Genomic DNA, 25,726 nt, shown 5'->3' on the forward strand with positions numbered 1-25,726 from the left:
GCCGCTCATGCGCGGCGCGTCCCGCTAGTGTAATGCAAAGAACCAGTGAACCAGACTACTGACCTTTACCGATCTTTTCCGGCCGTGGCGACGTCCGGGGAGGCCTCCTGCGCAGCCCACGCCGGCGCGAGGGTCGGCAACGACTCCTGCGCCGAATGCGCATGCGCGATGGGCGGCAGCGGCGCGTTCACGCCGTCCGGCAGCGGGATTTCGTGCACGTTGAGCGTCATCGAAACCAGCGTGTAGTAGCCGATCACCGCGCCCAGTTCGACCACGCCCACATTGCCCCAGCGCGCCATCACGCGCTGATAGACCGCTTCGGCCACGTTGCCCGACTGCTGCAACTGGCGCGCGAACTCGTAGATGTCCGCCTCCTCGGGATCGGCGAAGCGGGGCGGCTCGCCGGCCAGTATGGCGTCGAGCGCGGCCGGGTCGATGCCCGCGCGCCTCGCCGCCTCGGCGTGGATATGCCATTCGAGCTGGCTGTTCCAGCGACGCGCCGTGACGACGATGGCGAGTTCGGTCAGGCGCGCGGGCAGGCTCGTGCCGTAGCGCAGGATGGCGCCGAAGCGCTGCCAGCAATCGGCCAGTTCGGGCCTGTGCAGCGCCGCGCGCAGCGGGCCGACCACGACGCCGCGCGGGCCGTCCACGACGGCGCGATAGACGCGCTCCTGCTCGGCGGTCATCGACTCGGGGGTAAAGAGGGGAATGCGAGGCACGTTCAGTCCTTCATGAAGCGATATTGCAAACGGTTAAGCAGAATTCTCACCATGCGGCGTTCAGAGGCCGACAATGCCCAGTTCGCGCAGCACCTCGTCCGTGTGCTGGCCGAGCGTCGGCGGCGCGCGGTCGAACGCCAGCGGCGCATTGCGCAGCCGGATCGGACTCACGACCTGCGGCACCGTGCCCGAAACCGGATGCGGCAGATGCCGCAGCATCGCGCGATGCTTGACCTGTTCGTCGTCGAACACCATCGGAATGGTGTTGATCGGCCCGCAGGGCACCGCCACCGCTTCGAGCCTGGCGAGCCATACCGCAAGGTCGTCAGCGAGCAGCGCCTCGCGAATGATGGCGAGCAGTTCGGGCAGATTGCGCACGCGCTGCGCGTTGGTCGCGAAGCGTTCGTCGTCGGCCAGCTCCGCGCGCGCAATCACTTCGCATAACTTACGGAATTGCCCGTCGTTGCCGACCGCGAGCACGAGATGCCCGTCACGGCATCGGAACACGTCCTGCGGCTGGATGTTCGGATGCCGGTTGCCGCTGCGGCCAGGCGCGTTGCCGGAGACAAGGTAGTTCATCGCCTGGTTGGCGAGGAAGGCGACCTGCACGTCGAGCATCGCAATGTCCACGTACTCGCCCTCGCCCGTTTCGGCACGCCGCGCAAGCGCCGACAGCACGCCAATGGTCGCGTACATGCCCGTCATGATGTCGACGATCGGCACGCCCACTTTCTGCGGGCCGCCGCCGGGCGCGTCGTCGCGCTCGCCCGTCACGCTCATCAGGCCGCCCATTGCCTGGATCATGAAGTCGTAAGCCGCGTGCCCCGCCTTGGGGCCATCCTGGCCAAAGCCTGTGATCGAGCAATAAACCAGATCGGGCTTGACCGCCTTGAGGTCCTCATAGCCCAGACCATATCGCGCAAGCGTGCCGGCCTTGAAATTCTCCAGCACGACGTCGCAATGCAGGGCGATCGCGCGCACGGTCTCCTGGCCTTCGGGCGTCGCGAGATCGACGGCAACCGAGCGCTTGCCGCGATTCACCGCGAGAAAATAGCCCGATTCCTTCGAGGGCGCGCCGTCGCTTGCCGGGAGAAACGGCGGGCCCCAGCTGCGCGTATCGTCGCCCGCGCCTGGGCGCTCGATCTTGATGACGTCGGCGCCCAGGTCGGCGAGAATCTGGCCGCTCCACGGCCCCGCCATGATGCGGCTGAGGTCGAGTACGCGAATGTGAGAAAGGGGTCCTGTCATGTCGTTGGGGCACGTGGCCGTAATGTTGTGATGATCGGGTCGGCGAGTCGGTCAAACGGTCCGCGCTTCGCGCAGCGCCGCGATTTCGCGCTCGTCGAGCCCCAGCAGCGCTTCGAGAATCTCGTCGGTGTGCTCGCCGAGCAACGGCGGCGCGCGGCGATATTGAACGGGCGTGCCGGAGAATTTCACGGGGTTGGCCACGAAGGGCATCTCGCCGATGGCCGGGTGCGCCATCGTGCGCCGCATCTCGCGATGCACGACCTGCGGGTCGGAAAACGCCTGCGCGAAATCGTTGATCGGCCCGCACGGAATGCCGTGCGCTTCGAGCAGATCGATCCAGTGGCGCACGGGTTGCGGCGCAAGCCGCGCCGCAATGAGCGCGATCAGTTCCGCGCGGTGTGCGGCGCGCAGCGGGTTGGTGAGGAAGCGTTGATCGGCGGCGAGTTCGGGCAACCCGATCGCCGCGCAGAACTTGCGGAACTGCCCGTCGTTGCCCACCGCGACCATCACATCGCCGTCGCTGCATGTGAATGCCTGGTAAGGGCACGTGATCTCCGAACTCGTGCCGAGGCGCGGCGGCTGCCGCCCGGAGGCGAACCAGTTCTGCGCCATGTGCGAGATCGCCCCGATCTGCGCGTCGAGCAGCGCGATGTCGATATGCTGGCCCGTGCCCGACACCGTATCGCGATGGTGAAGCGCGGCCAGGGTTGCCGCGATGGCATAGAACCCGGCCGTGAGGTCCGAGACCGCGTAGCCCACCTTTTGCGGCCCGGCGCCGGGCGTGCCGTCGGGTGCGCCCGTCATCGCCATCAGACCGCTCATCGACTGGAAGATCGGATCGTAGCCCGGCCTGCTGCTATAGGGACCGGTCTGGCCGAAGCCGCTGATCGAGCAATAAACGAGCCGCGGGTTCACTTCGCGCATGGCCTCATAGCCAAGACCGTAACGCTCAAGATCGCCTGCCTTGAAATTTTCGATCAGCACGTCGCACTGCGCGGCGAGCTTGCGCACGAGCGCCTGCCCGGCGGGCTGTGCGAGATCGACGGTGATCGAGCGCTTGCCGCGATTCATGGCCACGAACGATGACGTTTCCGAGGTCGGTTCGCCTTCGGCGTCACGCATGCGGAAGCCCTGGTGGCGCGTGTCGTCGCCATGCACGGGGCGTTCGACCTTGATGACGTCCGCGCCGAAGTCGGCGAACATCTGTCCCACCCACGGGCCCGAAAAGACGCGGCTCATGTCGAGCACGCGCAGCCTGGACATCAGTTCATTCATGTGCGCTCCGTTACACGGGCAGACGCAGAACCTGGCGCGCGAGAATATTGCGCTGGATCTCGTTGCTGCCGCTGAAAATCTTGGCCGCCATTGCATTGAAAAGCGGAGGATGGATATGCACCGGCTGCGCGCCCCCGGCCACGGCGGCCTCGCCCATGGCCGACTCGGCGGCAGCCTCGTTGAGCAGCATGGCGACGCGCTCGTGCGTTTCGGTGGCCCAGATCTTGAGCCACGAGACCTCCACCGGCAGCGTTTCGCCGCGCTTGACCCGGTCCGCGAACCCCGCGTAGGCGCACACGAGATCCGCGACATCGAGTTGCGCGCTCGCGAATGCGTCAGCCCAGGCGCGGTCCGCCAGCAAGCCGCGCGATTCGGCCAGTTCGCGCAATTGGGAGAGCGCATGCTTCGAATGCTTCGGACTCCCGGAGAAAAGCCGCTCGAAGCCGAGCAACTGCTTGGCGATGTCCCAGCCGCGATGCAGCTCGCCGACGAGATTCTCCGCGGGCACGCGCACATCGTCGAAGAAGACTTCGCAGAACTCCTCGTCGCCGGCAATCGTGCGGATCGGCCGCACCGTCACGCCGGGGCTTTTCAGATCGACCAGCAGGAAGCTGATGCCTTCCTGCTTCTTGCCGGTGTTGTCGGTACGCACGAGCATGAACATGTGCGTGGCGTCCTGCGCGAGCGTGGACCACGTTTTCTGGCCGTTGACAACGAACTCGCCGTCTTCGAGCTTTGCTTGCGTGCGCAACGATGCAAGATCCGACCCGGCGTTGGGCTCCGAATAGCCTTGCGCCCACACGTGCTCGCCGGAAAGGATCTTCGGCAGATAACGTGCGCGCTGCGCATCGGTCCCGAAGCGGAACAGAATCGGGCCGAGCATGACGAGCCCCTGATCGGGCGGCCGGCCGACGCCGTAGAACTCCTGCTCCTCGATCCATGCAATGAGTTTGTCCGGCGGCAGCGCCATGCCGCCGAAGGCCTTCGGCCACGCGGGCGCAATCCAGCCCTGTTCGTGCAGCGTGCGATACCACGGGGCGATTTCATGCCAGTGCAGGCGGCGCGGCGAATGGCGCAATACTTCGGGATAGTGCGCAGCGAAGAACGCCCGCACCATCTGCCGGAATTGCGCTTCGGACATCGCCTCCCAGTCCGCGTCACGCGGGAAGCCGCCGCGATACGCGTCAACCGCTTGCGCCGCTTCGCCCGGCAGCAGCGCGGCGTAACGGGCCCGGTGCGCGCGCGCGTTGCCGAGCCAGGCAGCCTGCGCGAGCGCACGCTTGAGCCACGGGCCGATCGGCCCTTCCTCCGTGTAACCGATTGCGCCGTGCAACTGGACCGCGAGACGCGTAACGAGCAGCGCGGCATGAGCGGCGCGCGCCTTGACGCGGCTCGCCGCCGCGGCCAGATCGCGGCGCGCTTGCAGCGGCGTTGCCGCCGCCTCGTGCAGCGCCGCGGCCGCCAGTTCGGTCTGGATGTAACCGTCCACGAGGCGGTGCTGAAGCGCCTGAAACGAACCGATGGCGTGCCCGAACTGAACACGCGTGCCAGCGTAATCGATCGTCGTCGCGAGCGCCGCGCGCGCGATGCCCAGCAACTCCGCCGACTGGGCGATACGTGCGATGTCGAGCGCGCAGGAGAGCGCGTCGAGGGCCTCGGCCCCGTCGATCAGCACCTGCGCCTGCGCCACCTCACAGCCACGCAAGTGAAGTGAGCCAAACGACACGCCATCCACGCCGCGCGAACAGACAAGCTCGAGCTTGGGCGCGAGCGCCGACAACCAGACGAGCGCCGCGCCTTCGGCGCCGGTGGCGAGCACGATCCAGCCGTCCGCGCCCGCGAGCGGCGTGACGAAGTGCAGCGCGCCGTCGAGCACGAGCACGCCATCTTCGCGGCGATACCGCACGCCACGCTGCGCGCACGGATCGATCTGTCCGCACTCGCCTTGCCACGCTACGCCCGCCATCAACTCGCCGTTCACGAAGGCCTCGACCAGCGGCTGCGCCGCCTGTGCCTCGCTCACCGCGCCCAGCACCGCGCCCGCCAGCACGGCGCTTGCGACGAAGGGCTCCGGCAACGCCGCCGCGCCAGCCTCCTCGGCAATGGCCACGGCTTCCGGCACGCCAAGACCGAGGCCGCCGGCATGCTCGGGAATCAGGATGGCGGTCCAGCCGGCTTGCGCCATTTCCCGCCACACCTCGCGCGGCGTCGCGCCGTCGCCGGCAAGCGAGGCCGCGCGACGGCGTGCGGGATCGCCCCGGCCGATCAGGTCTCTCGCACTATCCTTGAAGGCTTGCTGCGTTTCACTGTCCATTCGTTTTGCCCTTGCCTCGTGCGTCACTCGGTGTGGCCGCCGACGTGAACCTGTCTGCGTGCCGCATTCACGCGTCGCATTGTGGACCGTTCACCGCGTCGAGACTGCCCGTAAAAACCCTATAGGTCATGTTATTGACTTTTATGACCCAAAGTCCTTTAATGCGGCTGTCGCGGCAAGGCGTACCGCAAGCCGCCCGTTACAATTCCATTCGAAGAACAGGAGACGTTGGTGACCACCCAGACTTCCGCGCCATCCGGCACGCTTTCGCACGCCCGCCCCGACGAGGGCGCCGTCTACCGAAAGTTGCTCTGGCGCCTGATGCCGCTGCTCATGGCGCTCTACGTGGTGGCGTTTATCGATCGCTCCAACGTGGGCTTCGCGAAGCTGAGCTTCCTGCGCGACCTGGACCTCTCCGACGCCGTGTTCGGACTCGGGGCCGGCATTTTTTACGCGGGCTACATGCTGTTCGAGATCCCGAGCAACCTCATGCTCGCGAAGATCGGCGCACGCAAGACCTTCGTGCGCATCATGGTGCTGTGGGCGATCTGTTCGGCCGGCCTCGCCGCGATGACGGGCCAGAACAGCTACTATCTCTGGCGCTTTCTGCTCGGCGCTTCGGAAGCGGGGCTGTTTCCGGGCATCCTGCTCTATCTGACCTATTGGGTTCCGAGCACGCGGCGCGCGCGATTCACCGCGCTGTTCATGGCGTCGATTCCCATTGCGGGCGCGATCGGCGCACCGCTGTCCGGGCTCATCATGCATACGCTCGACGGCGCCTATGGCCTGCGCAACTGGCGCTGGCTGTTCCTGATCGAAGGCGTGCCGCCGCTGCTGCTGGTGTTCGTCGTGCTGCGCTGGCTGCACGACAGTCCCGCCAAGGTCTCATGGCTCACGGCGGACGAGGTCGCCATCATCGAACGCGACCTGCGCGCCGACCGCGAGGCGCAAACGCCCGACGCCCACAAGTCGTTCGGCGCGGCGCTGCGCTCCCCGCGCTTCTATCTGCTGACGGGCATGGGCGTCGCGCTGCTCGCGGGCACGGCAAACGTGTTCTTCTGGCTGCCCACCATCATCAACAAAACCGGCGTGAACGATCTGTGGACCGTGGGCGCCCTCTCCGCGCTGCCCTTCGTGATCGGCTTTATCTGCCAGTACTGGGTCGCGCGCCGCTCTGACGCGCGCAACGAGCGGCGCTGGCACGCAGCCATTTCGGGACTCGCTGCCGCCATCGGGTGGGCCACGCTGCCGCTCGTCGCGACGAGCCCGGCGCTTTCCGTGGCCGCCCTCACGCTCACCGCCGCCGGCACGTTCGCGGCCATGGGGCCGTTCTGGTCGATGCCCGCGCTCTACTTGAGCAAGCAGGCAGCCGCGGGCGGCATCGCCCTCATCAGCACGCTTGCGGGCCTCGGCAGTCTCGTGAGCCCGGCGATTGTCGGCTGGCTCAATCAGACCACGCATACGCTTGCCGCAGGCCAGTACTATCTCGCCGCGCTCATGCTGATGGGCGCCGTCACCGTCATCGCCGTCGGCCCGCACGACAAGGTCCGCCGCAACAACGCCGGCTAACCACCGCGCCTGCGCCCTGGCGCGAGCCCGCTCAAGCGCGCGCTCGCGCCGCCTCCATTAGTACACCTTTTTATTTCATTGGCGCCGCCTTCGAGCGGCCTCGCCAGGGGCGCGGCTTTGTCCGCGCTCGCCAATAGCTTGCTTCAAACCACGGAGACACACCATGAAAAAGAACTCGTCCACCCTGCTCGCGCTCGCCTCATTGGGGCTGTTCTGCCAGGGTGCGCATGCGCAAAGCAGCGTGACGCTCTACGGCATCATCGACGTCGGCTTTAACTATCAGTCGAACGCCTCGGGCGGCCGCCTTTTCGCCATGACGAGCGGCGTGAATCAGGGCAGCCGCTTCGGCTTGCTCGGCAGCGAGGATCTGGGCGGCGGCCTCAAGGCGATCTTCCGCCTCGAAAACGGCTTCGACGTCACCAACGGCAAGCTCGGCCAGGGCGGCCTGCTCTTCGGGCGGCAAGCGTACGTGGGACTCACGAGCCCCTACGGCACGCTCACGTTGGGTCGGCAGTACGACACATTGATCGACTTCGTGGGCCAGTATTCGGTGAGCAACCAGTGGGGCGGCTATATTTCCGCGCACCCCGGCGATCTCGACAACTTCAACTACAGCTACCGCAGCAACAACTCGGTGAAGTTCACGTCGGCGGACTACGGCGGATTTTCGTTCGGCACGCTCTACAGCCTGGGCGGCACGCCCGGCGACTTCACGCGCAACCAGATCTGGTCGCTCGGCGCAGGCTATAGTCACGGACCGTTTTCGATTGGCGCGGCCGTGCTCAGCGCCCGCAATCCGAACACGAGCCTCTTTGGCGGCAACTCGTCCACCACGGCGAGCGCCACGGCCGCGAACGCGTCCTCGCCGGTCTACCGCGGATTCCTTTCCGCTCACTCGTATCAGGACATCGGCGTGGGCGCGTCGTACACGCTCGGCGCGGCCACCTTCGGCGCGACCTATTCCAACATCAGCTTTCGCGGCATGGGCGACACGTCGTCGGGCCCGAACCCCTCGGGCTACAGCGGCAACGCGACCTTCGACAACGCCGAAGTCAACTTCAGCTACAAGCTGACGCCCGCGTGGATGGCAGGCGTCGCTTATGACTACACGAAGGGCCACGCCAACAACGTCAACGAAGGCGCGACGTACCACCAGGTCGAGGCGAGCACGCACTACTACCTCTCCAAGCGCACCGACGTCTATCTTTCGGGGATCTGGCAGCACGCCTCGGGCACGGATTCGACCAACAAGCCCGCCGTGGCCGCGATCAATGTGCTCACGCCTTCGTCGTCAAACAGCCTGGTCGTCGTGCGGGTCGGCATGCGGCACAAGTTCTGAGTGCGAGGGCCGGGCGGCCGATGCCGCCGTCAGCGGCCCTTGGCGGGCGTTAGCGGCCTTTAGCGGCCCTCAGCGCCCCAGGCGGCCCGAGGCCGCCTGCACGTCGCGCGCATACTGCGTGGGCGGCCGCCCCACGTGCCGCGTAAAGGCCACGCTGAACGTGCTGGCCGAACTGTAGCCGACACGTTGCGCGATCTCGGCGACACGGCCTTCGTTGCGGCGCAGAAGGTCCTTCGCGAGCGCCATGCGCCAGGTCAGCAGATATTCCATCGGCGCCACGCCCACGGCGCGGCTGAAGCGCTCGAAAAAGGTCGAGCGCGAAAGCGCCGCCTGCCTCGCGAGTTCGGCAACCGTCCACGCGCGCGTCGGGTGTTCGTGCATGCCGCGAATCGCGAGCGCGAGGCGCCGGTCGGAAAGCCCGCGTATGAGCCCAGGCGACGCATGCGTTCCCGCCATGGACCGCAACGCTTCGATGAGCAGCACCTCCAGCAGCCGCGAAAGCACGACCTCGCGCGCGGGCCGCGCCTCGCGCGACTCGTCCCGCACCAGTTCCACGAGCGTGGCCAGCCGCCGTTCGCCCCGGACATGCACGATTTGCGGCAACAGCGAAACCAGCAGCGCCGCATCGGGCGAACCGAAGCTGCAATGCCCCGCCATCATGCGCGCGTCGACCGGGCGGTCCGCCGCGCCGATCCTGAATTCGCCGTTGCCAAGCGCGACGGGCGCGAGCGTTACGACACCCGGCGGCGGCGGCACGAGGCTGGACATCGCGACGCCATAGGCCGCGGGAATCAGCACGAAATCACCCGACAGGAGCTCGATCGGCTCATGTCCGTCAATGGCGATGCGGCAGCCGCCTTCGAGGATCACGCAATAGAACGGCTCACCGGCATCGGAGCGGCTGATGCCCCACGGACTCGCGCCGAGCACGAGCTTGGAATACCGCGCAGCCGGTTGCAGCAGCGTCACGACTTCGGCGAGCGGATCGATCATCTCCGGACTCCTGCAAATGAAACTCGGATCTTTTATTGTAGCAAGTACAGTCTCGGCGATCTATCGTATGGGCACTCGCTAACCACTTAACCGGAGTTCCCATGCAAACCGTGCTGATCACAGGCTGTTCGTCCGGATTCGGTCTTGAGATCGCCCGCCTCTTCCTCCCGCGCGACTGGCAGGTCGTCGCCACGATGCGCACGCCCGACGCCAGCGTGCTGCCGCCTTCGGAGCGCCTGCGCGTGCTCGCGCTCGACGTCACGAATGCGCAAAGCATTCACGACGCTGTCGAGGCCGCGGGCCCGATCGACGTGCTCGTCAACAACGCGGGCTTTGGCGCCGCGTCGCCGGCAGAGCTCGTTCCCATCGCCACGGTGCGCGAGCTGTTCGAAACCAACACCATCGGCACGATTGCCGTGACGCAAGCGGTGTTGCCGCAGTTCCGCAAACGCAGGGCAGGCGTGGTCGTGAACGTCACATCGAGCGTGACGCTCAAGGCGCTCCCCTTGATCGCCGCGTACCGCGCGAGCAAGGCGGCCGTGAATGCATTCACCGAGTCGATGGCGCTGGAGCTCGCGCCGTTCGGCGTGCGCGCTCGCCTGGTGTTGCCGGGCCGCTCGCCCGAGACCCGCTTCGGCGACAACGCGCGCGCCCACATCTACGGCTTCGACCATGAGGCGTATGCCGATGTCGTCAAAAGCGTTCTCGAATCGTTTGCGGATACGTCGAGCCCGGTGACCTTTGCCAAGGACGTCGCGCAAGCCGTATGGCGCGCGGCGACCGACCCGTCATGCCCGATGCGCCTGCCCGCCGGCGCCGATGCCGAAGCCTGGGCGGCCGAGGCTCGCTGAGCCGCCCGCACTCGTTACAGCACAGCGCAACACAACAAGGAGATTGTCATGCAGAACAAATCGGTCGCCCTCGTCACCGGGGCAAACCAGGGCATCGGTTTTCAGATTGCGAAGGAACTGGCGGCGCGCGGCCTCACCGTGCTGGTCGGCTCGCGCAATATCGAGCGAGGCGAAGCCGCGGCCAAAGAGATCGGGCCGCACGCCCACGCGCTCGCGCTCGACGTGACGGATCAGGCTTCGATTGGCGCGGCGGCGCAACGCGTGCGCAACGAGTTTGGCCGCCTAGACGTGCTCATCCAGAACGCCGCCATTTCGACCACGGGCCGCCGGGCCGGCCTGTCCGTCGAGGAGTACGCGAAAACGACCCGCCCCGCCAACGTCTCGCTCGATGAAATGCGTGCGGTGTGGGACACCAATGTGTTCGGTGTTCTCGCCGTGTACCAGGCGATGCTGCCGATCCTGCGCGAGACGCCCGGCGCGCGCATCGTCAACGTGTCGAGCGGCGTGGGGTCGCTCGCCGCCAATTCAGATCCGGCGTTCCCGTATCGGGCGATCTTCGGCCCGGTTTATCCGGCCTCCAAGACCGCGCTCAACGCGTTGACGCTCGCCATGGCCATCGAACTGGAGCCGGAAGGCATCAAGGTCAACGCTGTTTCGCCGGGCTTTACGCGGACGAATCTCAATGGCTATACGGGGATCGAGACCGTGGAGGACGGCGCGCGCGAAGCGGTGCGTGTCGCGATGCTCGGCCCGGACGGGCCCACCGGGACGTTCACACGCTGGGAGAATCAAACGATCCCGTGGTGATGGTGTCTTGCGCGCAAGATCGATTTCACAAAGGATCACTAAGTAATTGAAATTGACGATCGACCTGGGCGGCCCGCGTCGCTCAGGCGCTCGAAGCGCCAAAGCAGCAACCGCACGAACGCGCCTGCCCCAGGCGCAAGCGCCCGGCGCTCACCGTCGCCTCGTTGCCGCACTCACACCGGCAAATCCACAAGCCATTGCCCGCGTAGCGTTGCGTCGTCAACTGGCCGAACACCTCTCCGCCGCGCAGCGCGGGCGACCCCGGCCGGGACCGCCATACGCGGCGCTGCTCGCGGCAGCCGCAGTCCCGCGTCTGGCCGCTCTCGACCGCATCCAACCCGGCGCTCACATGGGCGCCGCACCGGCACTGCCAGAGCCAGACGTTCGCGCCGCGGTACTGAAGCGCGACGAGATCGCCGAAGGTGCGACCAAGGACATCGCGACTCGGCGGAAAGGGCCATTCGGGCGGCAACGGGGGACGGATACGCTGGTTCACGAAAGGTATTTGGGGTTCGGCAGCCTGCTCTCAAGCGTCACCGCCCGCGACCCGCGCGGGCATGGCCCGGCAAAGAAGGGACGGAACGGTCGCACAATGGACGCTTAGTGGTCACGTCGGGCCGGTGATTACGCTGAGTAGCCGATGAATCGCCGCCCGCTACGGCAAAGTGCATACGCATTTTGGCACACCCGGAGCTACCCGGCTTTCGTTCCAGATAGTGATACCGGGCGGCCGGGTCTCACAGTGGCTGCCGAAGGGCGCAAGGAACCCGATCGCAGCGCCCCCCCTACGTTCACATCCCCACGATCACCTGCCGGTACAGCTCGCAGATACGGCGCACCGCCTCGACATCGTGCGGCACGGGCAGCGCCGCCATCGCGCGAAAGAAGGCGTCGTGGCGCGCCGGCGCGGCGACCAGCAGCATGCGCGCGTGGGCAGCCTCGCGATTGGTGAACCCGTGCACGTCGCCACGCGCAACCGTGACCACCGCGCCCGCCGACACCGTCCGCACGGTCTCGCCGGTGCGGAATTCGAGCGCGCCTTCGAGCACGACAAAGGTCTTGTCCTCGTCGAGCGAGCGATGCGCAGGGGCGCCGCCGTGCGTGCCGATGCGCATTTCCATCACGGTGTACGGCGCGTCGGCGCAGGGGGAACCGGCGTCGGGCGTGCCCGCTATCACGCGAGTCTGCATGTTGGCGAAGCACAGCGTGGCGGAGGGCGTGAAGATGGCGGTTTTCATTGGCGTTGCAGAGCGTGTTGAGGAAACCTCAGTCTGTGCCCGTGCGACGCCAGCGATAAGACCGCTAGAATGGCGGCTCCCGCCAATGAGATGGACAATGGATATCAACGGCTCCCTCGCCTTTGTAGCCGTCGTGAATTGCGGCTCGTTCGCCGCCGCCGCGCGCGAGCTGGGCGTGCCGCGCTCGACCGTGAGCGCGCGCGTGGCCGCCCTGGAGACGCGGCTCGGCGTGCGGCTGCTGCGACGCTCGACACGCCGCCTCGCGCTGACCGACGACGGCGAGGCGTGGTACGCGAGCGTCGGCGACGCCATCGTGACCTTGCGCGACGCCGAGCGGCGCGGCCTTGCCGAGGGCGCAGCGCTGCACGGCACGATTCGCCTGAGCGTGCCGCTCGACTTCCCTGAGGCCGTGCTCGCCGACGCCATCGCCACGTTCATCGCGGCGCACGCACGCGTGCGCGTTGAGGTGCACGCCAGCAACGATGTCGTGGATTTCGTCGGCGACAGGTTCGATCTGGCCATACGCGGAGGCAAGCCGGGCGGCAACGACATGGTGGCGCGGCGCATTGCGAGTTTCCGCATGGCGGCGTTCGCCAGTCCGGCATGGCTCGCGCAGCGCGAGCGCACGGCGGCGAAGCCCGCATCACTCACCGCCTCGCTCGCCTTCTCCCCGCACGCGGATCGCTCCGCGCGCGTCGCGGCCAATAGTTTCGGCCTGCTAAAGGAATTGACGATACGCGGCGCGGGCGTTGCGATGCTGCCCGCGCATTTGTGTACGGACGCGCTCGCGGCCGGTACGCTGATCGAGATCGACGCGGCCGCGAAGTCTGCCGCGCAGCAGGGCCTCTACCTCGTTTATCCGTCGCGCGGCGATATGAGCGCACGCGTGCGCGCATTCGCGCAGCATCTCGGCGACGCGCTGGAACGGCTCGCGCCGGCCGCTTGACGTCTGCTGCTGACGTCGCAAGCGCACCGCGCGCAACCGCTTGTTGCAACGCCTGAGGCAAATGTCACTCAACGAGCCGCGGCCTTGATTTTCCGAGCGATGTCGGAAAGCCGCACTTTCGCAAGACGCCGGAGCAGCGCATCCTCGGCCGAATCCAGCGCATCGCCAAGGAATTGATTGACAGCGGACTCCACCGGGCAAGCCGGGTTGTCCTGCGCCGTTCCGATCGCGAATGCGCTCGTATGCGCGATAGCCGCATAGACGTCGCGCACGGTGAGATCGCCGATTTCACACGACAGAACCCAGCCTCCCCCCGGCCCGGCAATCGACTCCACATAACCGGCTTCGCGCAGCGCCGCCATGGTCCTTCGCACCAGCGATGGCTGCGTGTGCAGCATTTTCGCAATCGTTTCGGAGTTGGTCGTGCCGCCGCGCAGGCTCATGTGAATGAGCACGTGAAGCAGCCGGGCGAGCCGTGTATCTCGTTGCATGTCGTTCAAGCAAACTAATCGTGACATTTGATGTTACGATTTCGCGTGATCTTTTGCAACCGTCGGAGCGCGATCGTGTACGCATTCACTCAGTCGTTTATCGAAACCCGTGACGTTCGCCTGAGCGTCGACTCTCAGGGCACAGGGCCACTGGTATTGTTCCTCCATGGATTCCCCGAAACCTCGTACGCGTGGCGACACCAGCTCGCGGCCGTATCGAATGCCGGATTTCACGCGGTTGCGCCGGATCTGCGCGGTTTCGGACGCAGCGATTGTCCGGCGCAAACGGAGCGATACACGACGCTGGACATCATCGGCGACCTCGTGGGTATCGTGGATGCGCTCGGCGAGCAAAACGCCGTCGTGGTGGGAAACGATTGGGGGGCAACCATTGCGTGGCAAGCCGCCCTGCTGCGCCCCGACCGCTTTCGCGCGGTCGCGGCGCTCGGCGTTCCCATGATGGACCAAGCCCCGATCACACCGAGCCGGTTATTCCCGCTGACCGACGAGGCATGGTTTTACACGCACTATTTCGCCGAGCCGGGGCAGGCCGAAGGCGAACTCGAGCGCGACATCGCAGCGACCCTGCGCAAGATTTATTTCTGGGCCTCAGGGGACGCGGGCCCACGCAGCGCGACAACACCCAATCCCTTCGGGCTCGTTGCGCGGGACGGGGGACTCCTCGACGCCTTGCCTGAACCCGCTTCGCTACCCGCCTGGCTCGATGCCTCCGACTTCGACGTTTTTGTGAAAGCCTTCGAGGTGTCGGGGTTTCGCGGAGGCTTGAACTATTACCGCAATCTCGACCGCAACTGGGCACTCCAGTCGGCCTTTAGCGGCTTGCTCGTCCAAACTCCAGCCCTTTATCTGGTGGGCGAGTACGACACGGGGCTGGCGATTCCAGGCATGCACGACATCATCCGCGCGATGCCGAAACTTGTACCCGATCTTCGCGACTCGCAAATCATTGCGCGAGCGGGCCACTGGCTGCAACAAGAAGCCCCGGACCGCGTCAACGCCGCCTTGATCGCGTTTCTGCGCGATCTTTAGGCACTGTGTCACCGCACGACTCCTGACGCGCTTCCTTCCGTACAGGATCTACCCGCCAGCTTGGGTCACCTGAACTCGTATGGCTTTAATGACCGAACTCGCGTCCACTTCGGAAGTCCACGCCCTTTTTCCAATACCTGAATGGGGAGAAGTGCCCGCCTGTTGACGCTCGTTCAAACGATTGATACGATGATGTCACTTTGAAAACGCCCTCCCGGTTCGCCGGGAGGGCGTTTCGTTTTGGTTCCCTCAATCCAGATGGAACCATGCGATGAAAGTTCCCCTTGAAATCCGTCCGGGATCGGACGCCGGCCTCGGCTATGTAAAGTACGGCAATGGCCCGGTCCATGTCCTGGTCATGCATGACTGGCTCGGCGACCACGCGAGCTACGATGCGGTCGTGCCCTGGCTCGATGGCCATGCGTTCACCTACGTTTTCGTCGATTTGCGTGGCTACGGGCAATCCATCGCATTGACGGGTGAATTCACCGTCGAGGAAATTGCCGCCGATTGCCTCACGCTCGCCGATCAACTCGGCTGGGGGCGCTTCCACGTAATCGGTCACTCGATGACCGGGATGATCACGCAACACATTGCGGCGGACGCGCCTTCTCGTGTCACCAGCGCAATCGCGGTGTGCCCCGTTTCCGCTGCCGGAAACCGGTTAAGCCCGGAGGCCCTGACCTTCTTTGCCAGCACGGTGGACGACGACAACGCCCTGCGGCGCTTGTTCAAGTTTGTCTCCGGCGGCCTTTCCGACGAGTGGGCCGATAGCAAGGTGCAACATAGCCGCGCGACGGTCGCACCTGCGTGCCGGAGGCCATACCTCGACATGCTGGTCACGGCAAATTTCGTCGATGACGTACAGGGTCTTGCAACACCTTTCCTGGTCATGGTCGGCGACAACGACCCGGGCCTCGATGCGAAGGCAATGCAACGCACGTTTCTCGCATGGCATCCGAATGCCGAGCTGCACGTTATTCCTGATTGCGGCCATTACCCGATGCAGGCGTGCCCGCGATACTTCGCAACCGTCGTCGAGCGTTTCCTGAAGCGCCACACCACTTGACCTGAGCCCGGCTACCGGCGAAGTCAACGTCACGATTTCGCTGCGCGCGGCCGCCTTTGTCCGCGCACCGCCTTCGCGGCGATTCGAATCACATCGCGTTCGAGCGCGGGCGGCAACTCCGCTTTCAACAGTTCGACCCAAGCGCGAGTCCTGGCTTCGAGAAACTTCCTCGACGGCATCAGCATATAAACCCCCACGTCAGGCGCGCGCCACTCGGGCAACGAGGCTGGAACCCGGCAGGCAGCGCGCGAGATACACGCTCACGCCCCTGCCTCGGCCAGCAGATTCCATACGTACTGCGAAGCACTGTATTCGCCGGTCACCGCCGGGTACTGCGCGCAATACTTCGTCACGAGGGGCACCACGCGGCGATCGCCGGAGCTCATGCAGAGGGCCCGCATTGCGCCCACGAAGGCGCGCGGAGTCGCCGGTCGAATTGAAGCCGCGTTGATCGCGTCAAAGCTTCGGATGGCACTCAAAGCGAATCACCGAATCGTGCGCGCTCATCGCCTCGATGCCGGCCGTGTGCTCGTAGTTCATGCTCGGCTGCATGCCACGGCTTTCGCAGTAATCGGTCGCCTCGGTCATGGCGCGGCGGTGGGCGCGCGCCCACGCAAGACGGCCGCCCGAAGCGGACGCCGAGGCGACGAACACGCCCTGCTTGTCCGTCGCGCTCACGTCGCTCGATGACGCGCAGCCCGCCAGCAAGGCGCACGCCGCGGCGAGCGACAACAGCACCTTGGGGCGCGACCGCACGAAGCGCAACGCACTCATGAACACTGCTCCGCCGCGCCGCCCCGTGCGGCCTTCTCGCGGCGCCTGAGCGCCGTGCGCAGCGTTGCGTGCTGCACGAGCTTCTCGCTGGTGGCATGTCCGGCCGCGCCGCGAATGCGCATCGCCGTGCGCGGCAGCAACCCGTTATGGCGGCTGTGCGCCCACGCCCGCGCGGCGAACCAGCCCACAACGGTCCAGCCCAGCAGGACATTGACCAGCGTGATGGCGAACGCGTCGCGGTGATTGCGCGCGTCGGCTTCGATTGACGGAATCAGATACAGGGTCAAGGCGGCGATGACCGCGGCCCCTTCGAGAATTTGCAGCATTGCAGGTCCTCATGCTCGGGCGCTGCGATCATCGCAGCGGCATAAGGACACAGTTTAGGATCGTTCTATCGAAAATCTATGCCAATAGAACGAATTCTCTGTTGCCGCAATATGGACAATCCGCGCAGGTGCAGAAGGACGGCCAAAGTCATCCGACCCCAGGCCGTGCATGACGGGGCGGCGGCATGCTGCGCGCCGCCCTCAAAGGTGGCTCAGGCGGGCACGCCCTCAATCGTGCGTCCGGAGCGTCCCCACGCAACGAGCGCGCCGAAGCCCAGCACCGCGAGGCAGACGATCGGCACGATCATCGGCCCGAATGCGCTGCCGGTGACCTTGCCCGCGAACGGCATGAGATTCTGGCCGAAGAAGCCGCCGAGATTGCCGATCGAGTTGATCGCCGCGACGCTCGCCGCCGCCCGCGCGCCCGTGAAGTAACGCGGCGGCATCGACCAGAAGCACGGATACAGCAGCGGAATGCACGCGCCGCCAAACACGAGCGCGAGAAAGCGCAGCGGCGTGGAAGGCAACGTGAGGCTCAGCAGGAAAGCGAGCGTGCCGAGCGCGGCCACGATCGCCATCGCGCGAAGAATGCTCTTGGCGCGGCGCAGTTTCGAGGGCAGGTAGAGCAGCAGCAGCACGGCCAGCGCCCACGGCAACATGCTCAGCAGCCCGTTCATGCTGCTCGACACGCCGAACGACTTCACGAGCGTAGGCAGCCAGTAGGTTACGCCGTAGAGCGACGTGGACATCAGCATGTAGGTCGCGGCGAACAGCATCACGCGCGGGTCGAGCAGCGCCTTCCAGGGTTGCGAGTGTTCCGCGTGCTCGGGCTTTTCGCGTTCCAGCGCGGCGGCGACGACCTGCTTTTCGCGCTCGTTGAGAAAGCGCGCTTCCTGGTACGAAGCCGGCAGCAGCCGGAACACGATCAGGCCGACCAGCACAGCAGGAAGGCCGGTGGCGATGAACACCCACTGCCAGCCCGCCAGGCCCAATGTGCCGTCGAGACTCAACAGCCAGCCGCCCACCAGCGAGCCCAGCATGTTCGCCAGCGCGCTGCCGAGCGTGAAGATGCCGAGCACGCGCGCGCGGTAGCTTTGCGGAAACCACAGCGTGAGGTAGTAGATCACGCCGGGATAGAAGCCCGCTTCGGCCACGCCCAGTGCGAGGCGCAGGCCGCAGAACACCTGCATCGAGGTCGTGAAGCCCATCAGCACCGTGATCACGCCCCACGTGAGCATGATGCGCGCGAGCCACACGCGCGCGCCGAAGCGGTGCAGCGCGAGCGTGCTCGGCACTTCGAACAGCAGATAGCTGATGAAGAACAGCGAGGACGCGAGGCCGAACGCGGCTTCGGTCATATGCAGGCTATGCACCATCTGAAGCTTGGCGAAGCCGACGTTCTGCCGGTCGATGAAGGAGATCAGAAACATCACGACGAGGATCGGCATCAGGCGTCGCGCGATCTTCGACATGATGTGCCGCTCTTCGGCGGACTGCGTGTCAAGCGTTGAATCCGTGTTCACTACGTTCTCCTGCGTTTACTTGTTGTGTTCTTTACGAAGGCCGGAAGTCGCCGAGCATGGGCACGAACATGTCGCTCCATGCGCGCGGCTTCGCCTTGATCGTGCCGACCATGTACAGAAAGTCGACGTACTCCATCAACTGCTCGGGCCAGACCGAAAAGCGCGACTCGGGCGCGGACAGTGTCTGCACCACGTGTTCGCGCGAGACGCCGAAATCCGACGCGGCGACGTAAATCGCCGCCGCGGCCTCGCGGTCGCGCGCGATCATGCGGTTCGCCTCGTCCAGCGCGCCGAGAAAGGCCCTGGCCAGCGCCGGTTCGGCGTCGACAACGCGCTTGGGCGCGAACACCACGTCGAGCGTAAGCGGCCCGAGCACGTCGCTCGAATTGACGACGCGATGAATGCCGGGTTGTTGCAATTCGAGTGTCGAGAACGGCGGCGACGCGAAATGCGCGGTGATGCCGCCCTCGCGCCGCATCAGCGCTTGCATGGCCTGCGGATGCGGCATGCCCACCGTGATCGAGTCGAGCTGCGCGAAATGCTGCGGGCCGAGCAGGCGGCTCGCGACCATCTGCAACACGACGGCCGAAAGCGAGGTGCGAATGCCGGGCACCGCGATGCGGTCGGCGGGCGTGAAATCGTGCAGCGTCGCGATCTGCGGCCGGTTCGTATTGAGCGAGAGCGAGGTGGTGGAAAGGCCGCTGATGCCGATCACCTCGACGTTCGGAATGCCGCGCGCCCGCGCCCACAGTTCGATAAAGCCGGGCGCGCCAACGGCAGCGAAGTCGAGCGTGCCCGCCATCATGGCGTCGTCGACCGAGTTGCCGCCGTCGAGCATCACCCACTCCACGCTCACGCCGCTCAGCCCCTGGCGGGCCGCGTGCCGCTCGAACAGGCGCGCCTTCTCCATCACGAGCAGCGGCAGATACAGCAGGCCGTAGCCCTTCGAAATGCGCACGGTGCGCGGATTCGACCGCACGAAAGCGGGCGCGATCGCCAGTGCCGCGCCAAGCCCCGCGGCCGCGACGAGCGCGCGCCGCCGCGCCGAAGGCCGCGGTGACGACTTCATGCGCATCTTGCCGTCTCCTTTCGTTCGTGTCGTAATCACGTCGCTGCATCTTCCATGGTTCGCGAGATTACCGGGCGAGTCTGAGAAAATGCTGAGAAAGTCCCCTTGGCGGGCCTCGGGAAAACCCGCAATCGAACCCATGAAGAACTCGGCAGGAACGGCAACATGCGCATTCTGGTGGTGGAAGACGACGCGGAAATCGGCGCGGCGGTTCGCGGGCGGCTCACGCGCCTCGGGCACGCCGTGGACCTCGAAGCGAGCGGTGCGACCGCCAACAGCCTGCTGGGCGTCGAGCGCTTCGACCTCGTGGTGCTGGACGTGATGCTGCCGGGCATGGACGGCTTCGCGATCCTGCGCAACCTGCGCGCGGCGGGCAGCACGACCCCGGTGCTGCTCCTCACGGCGCGCTCCGCGATCGACGACCGCGTGAGCGGCTTTGGTCTGGGCGCCGACGACTACCTCGTCAAGCCATTCGATTACCGCGAGCTGGAAGCGCGCGTGCAGGCGCTCCTGCGCCGCAACAGCGGGCACGCCAACGATGTGGTGAAGCTGGGCGGCCTTACGATCGACCGCAGCAGCCGCCTCGCCGAACTCGACGGCAAACCGCTCTCGCTCTCGCGCCAGGAGTTCGCGCTGCTCGAAATCCTCGCCAGCCGCCCGCAGCGCATCTTCCCGAAAGAGGAGTTGCTGAACCAGTTGTTCAGCTACGGCAACGAGCCGAGCGCGAACGCCGTCGAACAATATGTCACGCGCGTGCGCAAGAAGCTGCAAGGCAGTTCCGTCGAGATTCGCACGGCGCGCGGCATGGGATATCAAATTGCCGCGCTTTGACTGGTTCCCGAAAACGTTGCTCGGCCGCACGCTGCTGTTCGTCGCGCTGGTCGTGGCAACGGGCGCGGCGGCGCTCGCGGGCATCGCGCGCTATTACGCGGGCGTCGCCTCCGAGCGCGCCTATGACCAGCTCCTTGCGGGCGCAACCATCCAGGTCGCCGAAAACCTCTACGTGCAGGGCGGCGTGCTCGCGCTGAACCCACCCGTGGCCGCCTTGTCGTCACTCTCGCGCTACGACCTCGTCTACTACCGCGTGGTCGATGCGCGCGGCGTCGTGGTGGCGGGCTACGGCGACCTTCCTGGTCCCTCGAACGCCCTCGCCGCGCGTCAGGGGCCTGCGTTCGCGAACGGCCGCTACCAGGGCGAGCGCGTGCGCACGGCGACCATCGGCCGCTACATGTCCGACGCCCACCCGCCCGGCTGGGCCATGGTGACGGTCGCGCAAACCACGCACGCGCGCCAGCAACTGACCAACGACATGAGCTTCAAGGTGTGGACGCTCATTCTGCTGATGAGCGTGCTCGCCATCGGCGCGAGCGGCCTGGCGATCCGGCGCGGCCTGCGCCCGCTTGCGCAGATCGAGCAGATCATCGCCGCGCGCGACCCCGCCGACCTGCGGCCCGTGGCGCATGACACGCCCAGCGAGATCAACGCGCTGATTGGCGCCATCAACGGCCTGATCAGCCGCCTCGCGGAGCGCATGACGGCCATGCAGCGCTTTATCGCCGACGCCGCGCACCAGATGCGCACGCCGATCGCACGCCTCGACGCGCAGATCGAACTGCTCAGCACGGAGTCCGATCCCACGCGCCACGCGGCGCGCCTCGAAGCGTTGCGCACGACCTGCTCCGACGTCGGGCGCCTCACGGGCCAGTTGCTCAACCACGCCATGGTGATTCATCGCACGGAGGTCGTGCCGCTGCAACCGGTCGATCTCGCGAAGCTGACTAAGGAAGTGCTCGGCCGCACGATACCGCTTGCCGACGAACGCGACGTGAATGTGGCGTTCGAGAGCAGCGCGCCGCAAGTATGGATTGCGGGCGACCCCGTGAGCTTGCAGGAAGCGCTCTCGAACGTGCTGCACAATGCGCTGCTGCACGGCAAGGCCGACGAGATCGTCGTCACTGTCGTCACCCCCGACGCCGCGCGCGACACCGTCACCCTCACCGTGACCGACAACGGCCAGGGCATGCCCCGTGAACATTGGGAAGCGGCGCTGCGTCCGTTCGAGCGCCTCGCGCAGGAAGGCGCGGAGCGGCCCACGGGCTCCGGCCTCGGACTCGCGATCGTGCAGGCCGTGATGAAGGCGCACGGCGGCAGCGTGGGTTTTGCGTTTCCCGCACGCGGCGGGTTTGCCGTGGTGCTGACGTTTCCCCGCGCGACCGCTACGGGCGAGGACGCGCGGGCTACGACACCGTGAATGCCTCGCGAAAGCGCCGCAGCGCGAGTTCGTCGTCGCCGCTTGCCCAGCCTTCCAGACCTATCGTGCCGCGATAGTCCAGCGCGGCAAGCGCGCGCGCGATCGCGGGGTAGTTGATCTCTCCGGTGCCCGGCTCCTTGCGGCCCGGCACGTCGGCCACCTGAATCTCGCCGATATAGGGCGCCGCGCGGCGCACGAGTTCGATCAGGTTGCCCTCGCCGATCTGGGCGTGATAGAGATCGAGATTCAGGCGCAGATGCGGGCTGTCGATCGCCTTCACGAGCGCGAGCGTGTCGGCGGCGCGCGCGAACGGCACGCCCGGATGGTCCACCTCGGTATTGAGATTCTCCAGACAAAACACCACGTCGTGCTGTGCGCCCAGCACGGCGATGCGCGCGAGCGTCGCGTGCGCGGCCAGCCACATCTCGCCGCTCACGACCGGCACCGGCGTGACCGGCAAGCCCTTCGCGTCGAGCCCCGTGCCGTGCAGATTCAGGCGCGGGCAAGCGAGGCGCTTCGCGGTTTCGATGGACTGTGCCGCCGTGCGCAACAGCGCGTCGGCGCCGCGCGCGGTGATGAGGTCGCCTTCGACATAGCCCGTCATCGACGAAAAACGCGCGCCCGTGCGAGCGAGCGCGCCGATATCGTGCCGGGTCCAGTCCCAGATCTCGACATCGAATCCCAGCGCGCTGATACGCCGGATTCGCTCGACAACGGGCAGGTCACGAAAAATCATTTCCGCGCATACGGCAAGATTGAACATGTGTATTCCTTAGCAATTCCGCTGAGGTTGAAAGGGCAGGTCGCCATGCACGGAAATCTTAGAGCCGATCCGCAGCGCCGCCATTCGGGCAAAACGTTCATTATGGTTATATGCTTTAAAAGCATCCACTTGCGACGATGAAAAGCGCACCCGGCCCTCTTACGAGCGGCGGCGGCTCTCTGCTAGACTCGACTCGGGCCCATCCACGAGCAGGAGTGCCGAAACATGCATGCGCGCGACCGCTACGCGGCGATCGCTGTCATCGACAGGCTTTCGCAGCTATTACGGACCGAATTCGGCGACACCGCGCACGAAAGCTGGCCGATTCTGAGCACGGTGCTGCAAAATCATCTGGGCAAACGCCAAACCACGATCACCTCGCTGGCCGACAGCTCCGGCTTGCCGCGCACCACGGCGCGCCGCATCATCTTCGCGCTCAAGGCGAAAGGCCTCCTCAAGTTCAAGCCGATCTCGGCGGCCCACAACCGCGAGCACGTCATGCCCTCCGAGCGGCTGCTCGAACATCTGGACAGTCTCACCGGGCAAACGATCAATCTGCTGATCAGCGCCGTCGATGCGCGCGCGGTCGATCACTTCGACGCCAGGAGTCTCGCCGCTCCGGTGGAGATCGCGTGGCCGCGCCCTGCGGCGGCGGGCTTCAACGGCAATGTCGACCTCACGCTGCTCGCCTATGCCGATCCGGTTTTCGACATCCTCAAGCACAACCGCACGGATATCGAGCGCTTCCTCGGCATGCGCGTGAGTATCGCGACCTATCCGCAGGACACGTACCGCGCGGTGCTGGACGATGCGCTTGCGAGCGCTGCGCAGCGCGACGCCCATGCACCGCTCGTCGTGGCCATACCGTTCCCGTGGCTCGGCGGCTTGAGCCGCCGCGAGCAGTTGCTCGATCTCCAGGCGTTACAAGCGGGCGGCGCCGTTTCCGGGGCCGACTTCTACGACGCCGTGTGGCAGGCCGGATGGAGCCGGGGCCATCTGTTTGGCATTCCGGTTCAGCCCACCGTGGACTTCCTCTGGTATCGCAAGGATCTGTTCGACGCCGAAGGGCTGCAACCGCCGCGCACCTTCGAAGACGTGATTCACTGCGCGCGCCTGCTGCATCGCCCGAGCCGGGGGCGCTTCGGCATCACGTGGACGGCGGCGCCTGGCCTGCCGCTCGCGGAGATGTTCCTGCAAATTCTCGGCGCTCAGGGCGGCGTGCTGACGAGAGACGACGGGCTCGAACTGGATATGGCCGCATGCAGGAGCGTGATCGACTATCTGCGCGCGCTCATTCCCTACTCCCCGGGCAATCTGCGCGCCAATCACTGGGCGCGCAGCGTGCAGATCTTCGGCGGCGGCAATGCGGCCATGTGCTACCACTGGTCGAACCGCTACGGCACGCTGGACGGCCACAAGCTGCTGGAGATCGGCGCGAGCATCGGGCTGCTCGAACACCCCACGATTCATGCGGACATGACGCCGGTGTCGCCGTTGGGCGGCGCGCTGCTCGCCATCCCTTCCGCCAGCAACGAAAGCGCGATACGCCTCGCGTGGCAAGCGGTCGAAACGCTGGGCTCCCCTGAGATGATGAAGTATTTCGTGTTGCACGGCGCGGCGGGCAACGCGCGCTACTCGGTGGCGGAGGACCGCTACGTGCTGCAACGCAATCGGGTGATCGGCGAGATCGACCGGCTCATGCGGGCGCAACACCCGCGCGAGGCGCACCACGTCCAGGCGTTTCCCTCGCCCGCGGTTTCGCAGTATCACGAACTGGTCGACGTGCTGAGCTCGCACCTCGAAGCCTTGCTCTTCAACGAAGAGGCCGACCTCGACGCAGGCGTCGCGAACCTCGTGGGCGCGTCAGGCGCAGGCCATCGCGCGGCCTCAAGCTCGCCTTCAAGCGCCGCTCAATGAGCGGACGCGTGCGCCCGGCCATACATGCGCAGCGCCAGCCAGCACACCGCCGCGCCGAGCCCGCCCACCACGCCGCCGAACGTGCCCACCCACGAAACGCCGAAGTCGTTCGCGATATGGTTGCCAAGCAGCGCGCCCGCGCCGATGCCCACGTTATAGAGCCCCGAATAGATGGACACGGCGAGATCCGCCGCTTCCGGCGCGAGCTTCAACACCCACGCCTGCATCGCGAGACCGAAGCAGACGATCGCGCCGCCCCATATCACCGTATGCACGGAGAGCGTGACGATACTGAGCGCGCTGGGAAACAGCACGAGCAGACACACGAACACCGCGAACACGGCGCCTTGCAGGAATTGCCCAGGCTGCTTCGGGTAGATGCGGTTAAAGCAGATGGCGGCGGGAATGCCCGCGCTGCCGAACAGGATGAGCAGATACGTGATCCGGTGGTTGCTCTGGTGCCCAACGGTTTGAATGAACGGCTCGATATACGTGTATGACGTGAAATGCGCCGAGACGACGAGAATCGTGATCAGATAGAGCGACACGAGCATCGGCTTTTTGAACAGCACGGGCACGCTGCTGAACGAGCCCGCTTGCTGGCTCGGCAACAACGGCAGCGTCATGCGCAGCATGAGCAACGCGGCGGCAGCCGCGCCCGCGATGACGAGAAAGGCCTGACGCCAGCCGAGCAGTTCGCTGATGACGCGCCCGAGCGGAATGCCCGCGACCATGGCGATCGAGGTGCCCATTCCCAGCATGGCGAGCGCCCGGCTCTTGTTGCCGGGCGGCGCGAGCCTCACCACGAGCGAGACGGAAATCGACCAGAAAATCGCATGCGCGAATGCAATGCCCATTCTCCCGACCATCAGCACCGTGAAATTCCAGGCAACGCCCGTCACGACATGGCTCACGATAAAGAGCGCGAACACGATGGTCAGCAACTTGCGGCGCTCCACGTTGCGGGTCAGCAGCATCAACGGCAGCGAAGCGACGGCCACGGTCCACGCGTAGATCGTCAGCATGATGCCCACATCGGTCGACTTCATGTGCAGACTGTCGCCAATTGCGCTGAGCAGCGCAACGGGCACGAATTCGGTGGTGTTGAAAATAAAAGCCGAGAGCGCTAATACGAGCACTCCCCACCACGAATGTCGGGACGAAACCGGTTCAGGCGTTGACATACCAGATTGA

25 protein-coding genes are annotated in these 25,726 nt (G+C 65.9%); 10 read left to right on the forward strand and 15 right to left on the reverse strand.

Translation table 11 applies throughout. From position 1 onward, the window contains the following. Positions 1-65: 65 nt before the first annotated feature. From C7401_RS15575 to C7401_RS15590, 4 genes are read right to left on the reverse strand one after another with little or no spacing between them, the layout of a single operon-like run. Complete coding sequence (locus C7401_RS15575) at positions 66-719, reverse strand: carboxymuconolactone decarboxylase family protein (RefSeq protein WP_112172282.1); 654 nt, start codon at positions 717-719, stop codon at positions 66-68. A gap of 60 nt (positions 720-779) precedes the next feature. After that, complete coding sequence (locus C7401_RS15580) at positions 780-1,967, reverse strand: CaiB/BaiF CoA transferase family protein (RefSeq protein ID WP_112172283.1); 1,188 nt, start codon at positions 1,965-1,967, stop codon at positions 780-782. Between the two features lie 51 nt (positions 1,968-2,018). Then, on the reverse strand, positions 2,019-3,242 hold the full coding sequence (locus C7401_RS15585) for a CaiB/BaiF CoA transferase family protein (protein WP_112172284.1): 1,224 nt from the start codon (positions 3,240-3,242) through the stop codon (positions 2,019-2,021). A gap of 10 nt (positions 3,243-3,252) precedes the next feature. Further along, entirely contained in the window at positions 3,253-5,556 is a 2,304-nt protein-coding gene (locus C7401_RS15590) for an acyl-CoA dehydrogenase family protein (RefSeq protein ID WP_112172285.1), read from the reverse strand. A gap of 231 nt (positions 5,557-5,787) precedes the next feature. Between C7401_RS15590 and C7401_RS15595 the strand changes: the two genes are divergently transcribed. Next, positions 5,788-7,125 (forward strand): MFS transporter, encoded by a 1,338-nt coding sequence (locus C7401_RS15595; RefSeq protein ID WP_112172286.1) that lies wholly within the window; start codon positions 5,788-5,790, stop codon positions 7,123-7,125. A gap of 163 nt (positions 7,126-7,288) precedes the next feature. Next, positions 7,289-8,464 (forward strand): porin, encoded by a 1,176-nt coding sequence (locus tag C7401_RS15600; protein WP_112172287.1) that lies wholly within the window; start codon positions 7,289-7,291, stop codon positions 8,462-8,464. 69 nt (positions 8,465-8,533) lie between these two features. Here C7401_RS15600 and C7401_RS15605 read toward each other — a convergent pair whose 3' ends face one another. Further along, positions 8,534-9,457 (reverse strand): AraC family transcriptional regulator, encoded by a 924-nt coding sequence (locus tag C7401_RS15605; RefSeq protein ID WP_112172288.1) that lies wholly within the window; start codon positions 9,455-9,457, stop codon positions 8,534-8,536. Positions 9,458-9,558: 101 nt separating this feature from the next. Here C7401_RS15605 and C7401_RS15610 point away from each other — a divergent pair, with 101 nt between their 5' ends. After that, positions 9,559-10,308 (forward strand): SDR family oxidoreductase, encoded by a 750-nt coding sequence (locus C7401_RS15610; protein ID WP_112172289.1) that lies wholly within the window; start codon positions 9,559-9,561, stop codon positions 10,306-10,308. A 48-nt stretch (positions 10,309-10,356) separates the two neighbouring features. Further along, the gene (locus C7401_RS15615) at positions 10,357-11,115 is read left to right on the forward strand and encodes an SDR family NAD(P)-dependent oxidoreductase (RefSeq protein WP_112172290.1); all 759 of its coding nucleotides are present in this window, start codon (positions 10,357-10,359) and stop codon (positions 11,113-11,115) included. A gap of 82 nt (positions 11,116-11,197) precedes the next feature. Here C7401_RS15615 and C7401_RS15620 read toward each other — a convergent pair whose 3' ends face one another. Together C7401_RS15620 and C7401_RS15625 are read right to left on the reverse strand one after the other, a co-directional pair. After that, positions 11,198-11,611, reverse strand: coding sequence for a hypothetical protein (locus C7401_RS15620; protein ID WP_133254504.1), 414 nt, complete (start codon positions 11,609-11,611; stop codon positions 11,198-11,200). Positions 11,612-11,906: 295 nt separating this feature from the next. After that, a complete protein-coding gene (locus C7401_RS15625) occupies positions 11,907-12,353 on the reverse strand; it encodes a cupin domain-containing protein (RefSeq protein WP_112172411.1) in 447 nt (148 codons plus the stop codon). Positions 12,354-12,450: 97 nt separating this feature from the next. Here C7401_RS15625 and C7401_RS15630 point away from each other — a divergent pair, with 97 nt between their 5' ends. Next, on the forward strand, positions 12,451-13,299 hold the full coding sequence (locus C7401_RS15630; protein WP_181565589.1) for a LysR family transcriptional regulator: 849 nt from the start codon (positions 12,451-12,453) through the stop codon (positions 13,297-13,299). A gap of 68 nt (positions 13,300-13,367) precedes the next feature. Here the strand turns inward: C7401_RS15630 and C7401_RS15635 are convergent, their stop codons facing one another. Further along, positions 13,368-13,790 (reverse strand): Rrf2 family transcriptional regulator, encoded by a 423-nt coding sequence (locus C7401_RS15635; RefSeq protein WP_112172412.1) that lies wholly within the window; start codon positions 13,788-13,790, stop codon positions 13,368-13,370. A gap of 75 nt (positions 13,791-13,865) precedes the next feature. On the opposite strand from C7401_RS15635, the gene C7401_RS15640 reads away from it, so the two are divergent. Both C7401_RS15640 and C7401_RS15645 read left to right on the forward strand, forming a co-directional pair. Beyond that, positions 13,866-14,840 (forward strand): alpha/beta fold hydrolase, encoded by a 975-nt coding sequence (locus tag C7401_RS15640; RefSeq protein WP_258397079.1) that lies wholly within the window; start codon positions 13,866-13,868, stop codon positions 14,838-14,840. 271 nt (positions 14,841-15,111) lie between these two features. Further along, on the forward strand, positions 15,112-15,909 hold the full coding sequence (locus tag C7401_RS15645) for an alpha/beta fold hydrolase (protein ID WP_112172294.1): 798 nt from the start codon (positions 15,112-15,114) through the stop codon (positions 15,907-15,909). A gap of 260 nt (positions 15,910-16,169) precedes the next feature. Here C7401_RS15645 and C7401_RS45590 read toward each other — a convergent pair whose 3' ends face one another. The 5 genes from C7401_RS45590 to C7401_RS15665 form a co-directional block, all read right to left on the reverse strand. After that, complete coding sequence (locus tag C7401_RS45590) at positions 16,170-16,295, reverse strand: hypothetical protein (protein WP_258397080.1); 126 nt, start codon at positions 16,293-16,295, stop codon at positions 16,170-16,172. 70 nt (positions 16,296-16,365) lie between these two features. Continuing rightward, entirely contained in the window at positions 16,366-16,683 is a 318-nt protein-coding gene (locus tag C7401_RS15650; RefSeq protein WP_112172295.1) for a hypothetical protein, read from the reverse strand. Continuing rightward, positions 16,680-17,009 (reverse strand): superinfection immunity protein, encoded by a 330-nt coding sequence (locus C7401_RS15655; protein ID WP_112172296.1) that lies wholly within the window; start codon positions 17,007-17,009, stop codon positions 16,680-16,682. The genes C7401_RS15650 and C7401_RS15655 overlap by 4 nt, the downstream gene beginning before the upstream one ends. Positions 17,010-17,221: 212 nt before the next feature. After that, on the reverse strand, positions 17,222-18,532 hold the full coding sequence (locus C7401_RS15660) for an MFS transporter (RefSeq protein WP_112172297.1): 1,311 nt from the start codon (positions 18,530-18,532) through the stop codon (positions 17,222-17,224). Between the two features lie 31 nt (positions 18,533-18,563). Continuing rightward, positions 18,564-19,601 (reverse strand): ABC transporter substrate-binding protein, encoded by a 1,038-nt coding sequence (locus C7401_RS15665; protein WP_112172413.1) that lies wholly within the window; start codon positions 19,599-19,601, stop codon positions 18,564-18,566. A 165-nt stretch (positions 19,602-19,766) separates the two neighbouring features. Between C7401_RS15665 and C7401_RS15670 the strand changes: the two genes are divergently transcribed. Then, positions 19,767-20,432: a response regulator transcription factor gene (locus C7401_RS15670; protein ID WP_112172298.1), complete on the forward strand. Its 666-nt coding sequence runs from the start codon at positions 19,767-19,769 to the stop codon at positions 20,430-20,432. After that, on the forward strand, positions 20,419-21,852 hold the full coding sequence (locus C7401_RS15675) for a sensor histidine kinase (RefSeq protein ID WP_112172299.1): 1,434 nt from the start codon (positions 20,419-20,421) through the stop codon (positions 21,850-21,852). Before C7401_RS15670 ends, C7401_RS15675 begins: the two co-directional genes overlap by 14 nt. On the opposite strand, the gene C7401_RS15680 is transcribed toward C7401_RS15675, so the two are convergent. Further along, positions 21,839-22,615 (reverse strand): TIM barrel protein, encoded by a 777-nt coding sequence (locus C7401_RS15680; protein ID WP_112172300.1) that lies wholly within the window; start codon positions 22,613-22,615, stop codon positions 21,839-21,841. The genes C7401_RS15675 and C7401_RS15680 overlap by 14 nt on opposite strands. Positions 22,616-22,840: 225 nt before the next feature. Here C7401_RS15680 and C7401_RS15685 point away from each other — a divergent pair, with 225 nt between their 5' ends. Then, positions 22,841-24,532 (forward strand): ABC transporter substrate-binding protein, encoded by a 1,692-nt coding sequence (locus C7401_RS15685; RefSeq protein ID WP_112172301.1) that lies wholly within the window; start codon positions 22,841-22,843, stop codon positions 24,530-24,532. Here the strand turns inward: C7401_RS15685 and C7401_RS15690 are convergent. Continuing rightward, a complete protein-coding gene (locus C7401_RS15690) occupies positions 24,526-25,716 on the reverse strand; it encodes a sugar transporter (RefSeq protein ID WP_112172302.1) in 1,191 nt (396 codons plus the stop codon). The genes C7401_RS15685 and C7401_RS15690 overlap by 7 nt on opposite strands. Between the last annotated feature and the right edge of the window lie 10 nt (positions 25,717-25,726).

The organism is Paraburkholderia unamae (genome assembly GCF_003268775.1).
In the GTDB taxonomy this organism is placed as follows: domain Bacteria; phylum Pseudomonadota; class Gammaproteobacteria; order Burkholderiales; family Burkholderiaceae; genus Paraburkholderia; species Paraburkholderia unamae.

Excerpts from the sequence above, each read along its gene's own strand:
- C7401_RS15685 (WP_112172301.1), top strand. The coding sequence starts at position 22,841 with ATGCATGCGCGCGACCGCTACGCGGCGATCGCTGTCATCGACAGGCTT.
- C7401_RS15630 (WP_181565589.1), top strand. The coding sequence starts at position 12,451 with ATGGATATCAACGGCTCCCTCGCCTTTGTAGCCGTCGTGAATTGCGGC.
- C7401_RS15650 (WP_112172295.1), bottom strand. The coding sequence starts at position 16,683 with ATGAGTGCGTTGCGCTTCGTGCGGTCGCGCCCCAAGGTGCTGTTGTCG.
- C7401_RS45590 (WP_258397080.1), bottom strand. The coding sequence starts at position 16,295 with ATGAGCTCCGGCGATCGCCGCGTGGTGCCCCTCGTGACGAAGTATTGC.
- C7401_RS15600 (WP_112172287.1), top strand. The coding sequence starts at position 7,289 with ATGAAAAAGAACTCGTCCACCCTGCTCGCGCTCGCCTCATTGGGGCTG.
- C7401_RS15690 (WP_112172302.1), bottom strand. The coding sequence starts at position 25,716 with ATGTCAACGCCTGAACCGGTTTCGTCCCGACATTCGTGGTGGGGAGTG.
- C7401_RS15655 (WP_112172296.1), bottom strand. The coding sequence starts at position 17,009 with ATGCTGCAAATTCTCGAAGGGGCCGCGGTCATCGCCGCCTTGACCCTG.
- C7401_RS15645 (WP_112172294.1), top strand. The coding sequence starts at position 15,112 with ATGAAAGTTCCCCTTGAAATCCGTCCGGGATCGGACGCCGGCCTCGGC.
- C7401_RS15590 (WP_112172285.1), bottom strand. The coding sequence starts at position 5,556 with ATGGACAGTGAAACGCAGCAAGCCTTCAAGGATAGTGCGAGAGACCTG.
- C7401_RS15580 (WP_112172283.1), bottom strand. The coding sequence starts at position 1,967 with ATGACAGGACCCCTTTCTCACATTCGCGTACTCGACCTCAGCCGCATC.
- C7401_RS15665 (WP_112172413.1), bottom strand. The coding sequence starts at position 19,601 with ATGAAGTCGTCACCGCGGCCTTCGGCGCGGCGGCGCGCGCTCGTCGCG.
- C7401_RS15670 (WP_112172298.1), top strand. The coding sequence starts at position 19,767 with ATGCGCATTCTGGTGGTGGAAGACGACGCGGAAATCGGCGCGGCGGTT.
- C7401_RS15680 (WP_112172300.1), bottom strand. The coding sequence starts at position 22,615 with ATGTTCAATCTTGCCGTATGCGCGGAAATGATTTTTCGTGACCTGCCC.
- C7401_RS15585 (WP_112172284.1), bottom strand. The coding sequence starts at position 3,242 with ATGAATGAACTGATGTCCAGGCTGCGCGTGCTCGACATGAGCCGCGTC.
- C7401_RS15610 (WP_112172289.1), top strand. The coding sequence starts at position 9,559 with ATGCAAACCGTGCTGATCACAGGCTGTTCGTCCGGATTCGGTCTTGAG.
- C7401_RS15605 (WP_112172288.1), bottom strand. The coding sequence starts at position 9,457 with ATGATCGATCCGCTCGCCGAAGTCGTGACGCTGCTGCAACCGGCTGCG.
- C7401_RS15615 (WP_112172290.1), top strand. The coding sequence starts at position 10,357 with ATGCAGAACAAATCGGTCGCCCTCGTCACCGGGGCAAACCAGGGCATC.
- C7401_RS15635 (WP_112172412.1), bottom strand. The coding sequence starts at position 13,790 with ATGCAACGAGATACACGGCTCGCCCGGCTGCTTCACGTGCTCATTCAC.
- C7401_RS15625 (WP_112172411.1), bottom strand. The coding sequence starts at position 12,353 with ATGAAAACCGCCATCTTCACGCCCTCCGCCACGCTGTGCTTCGCCAAC.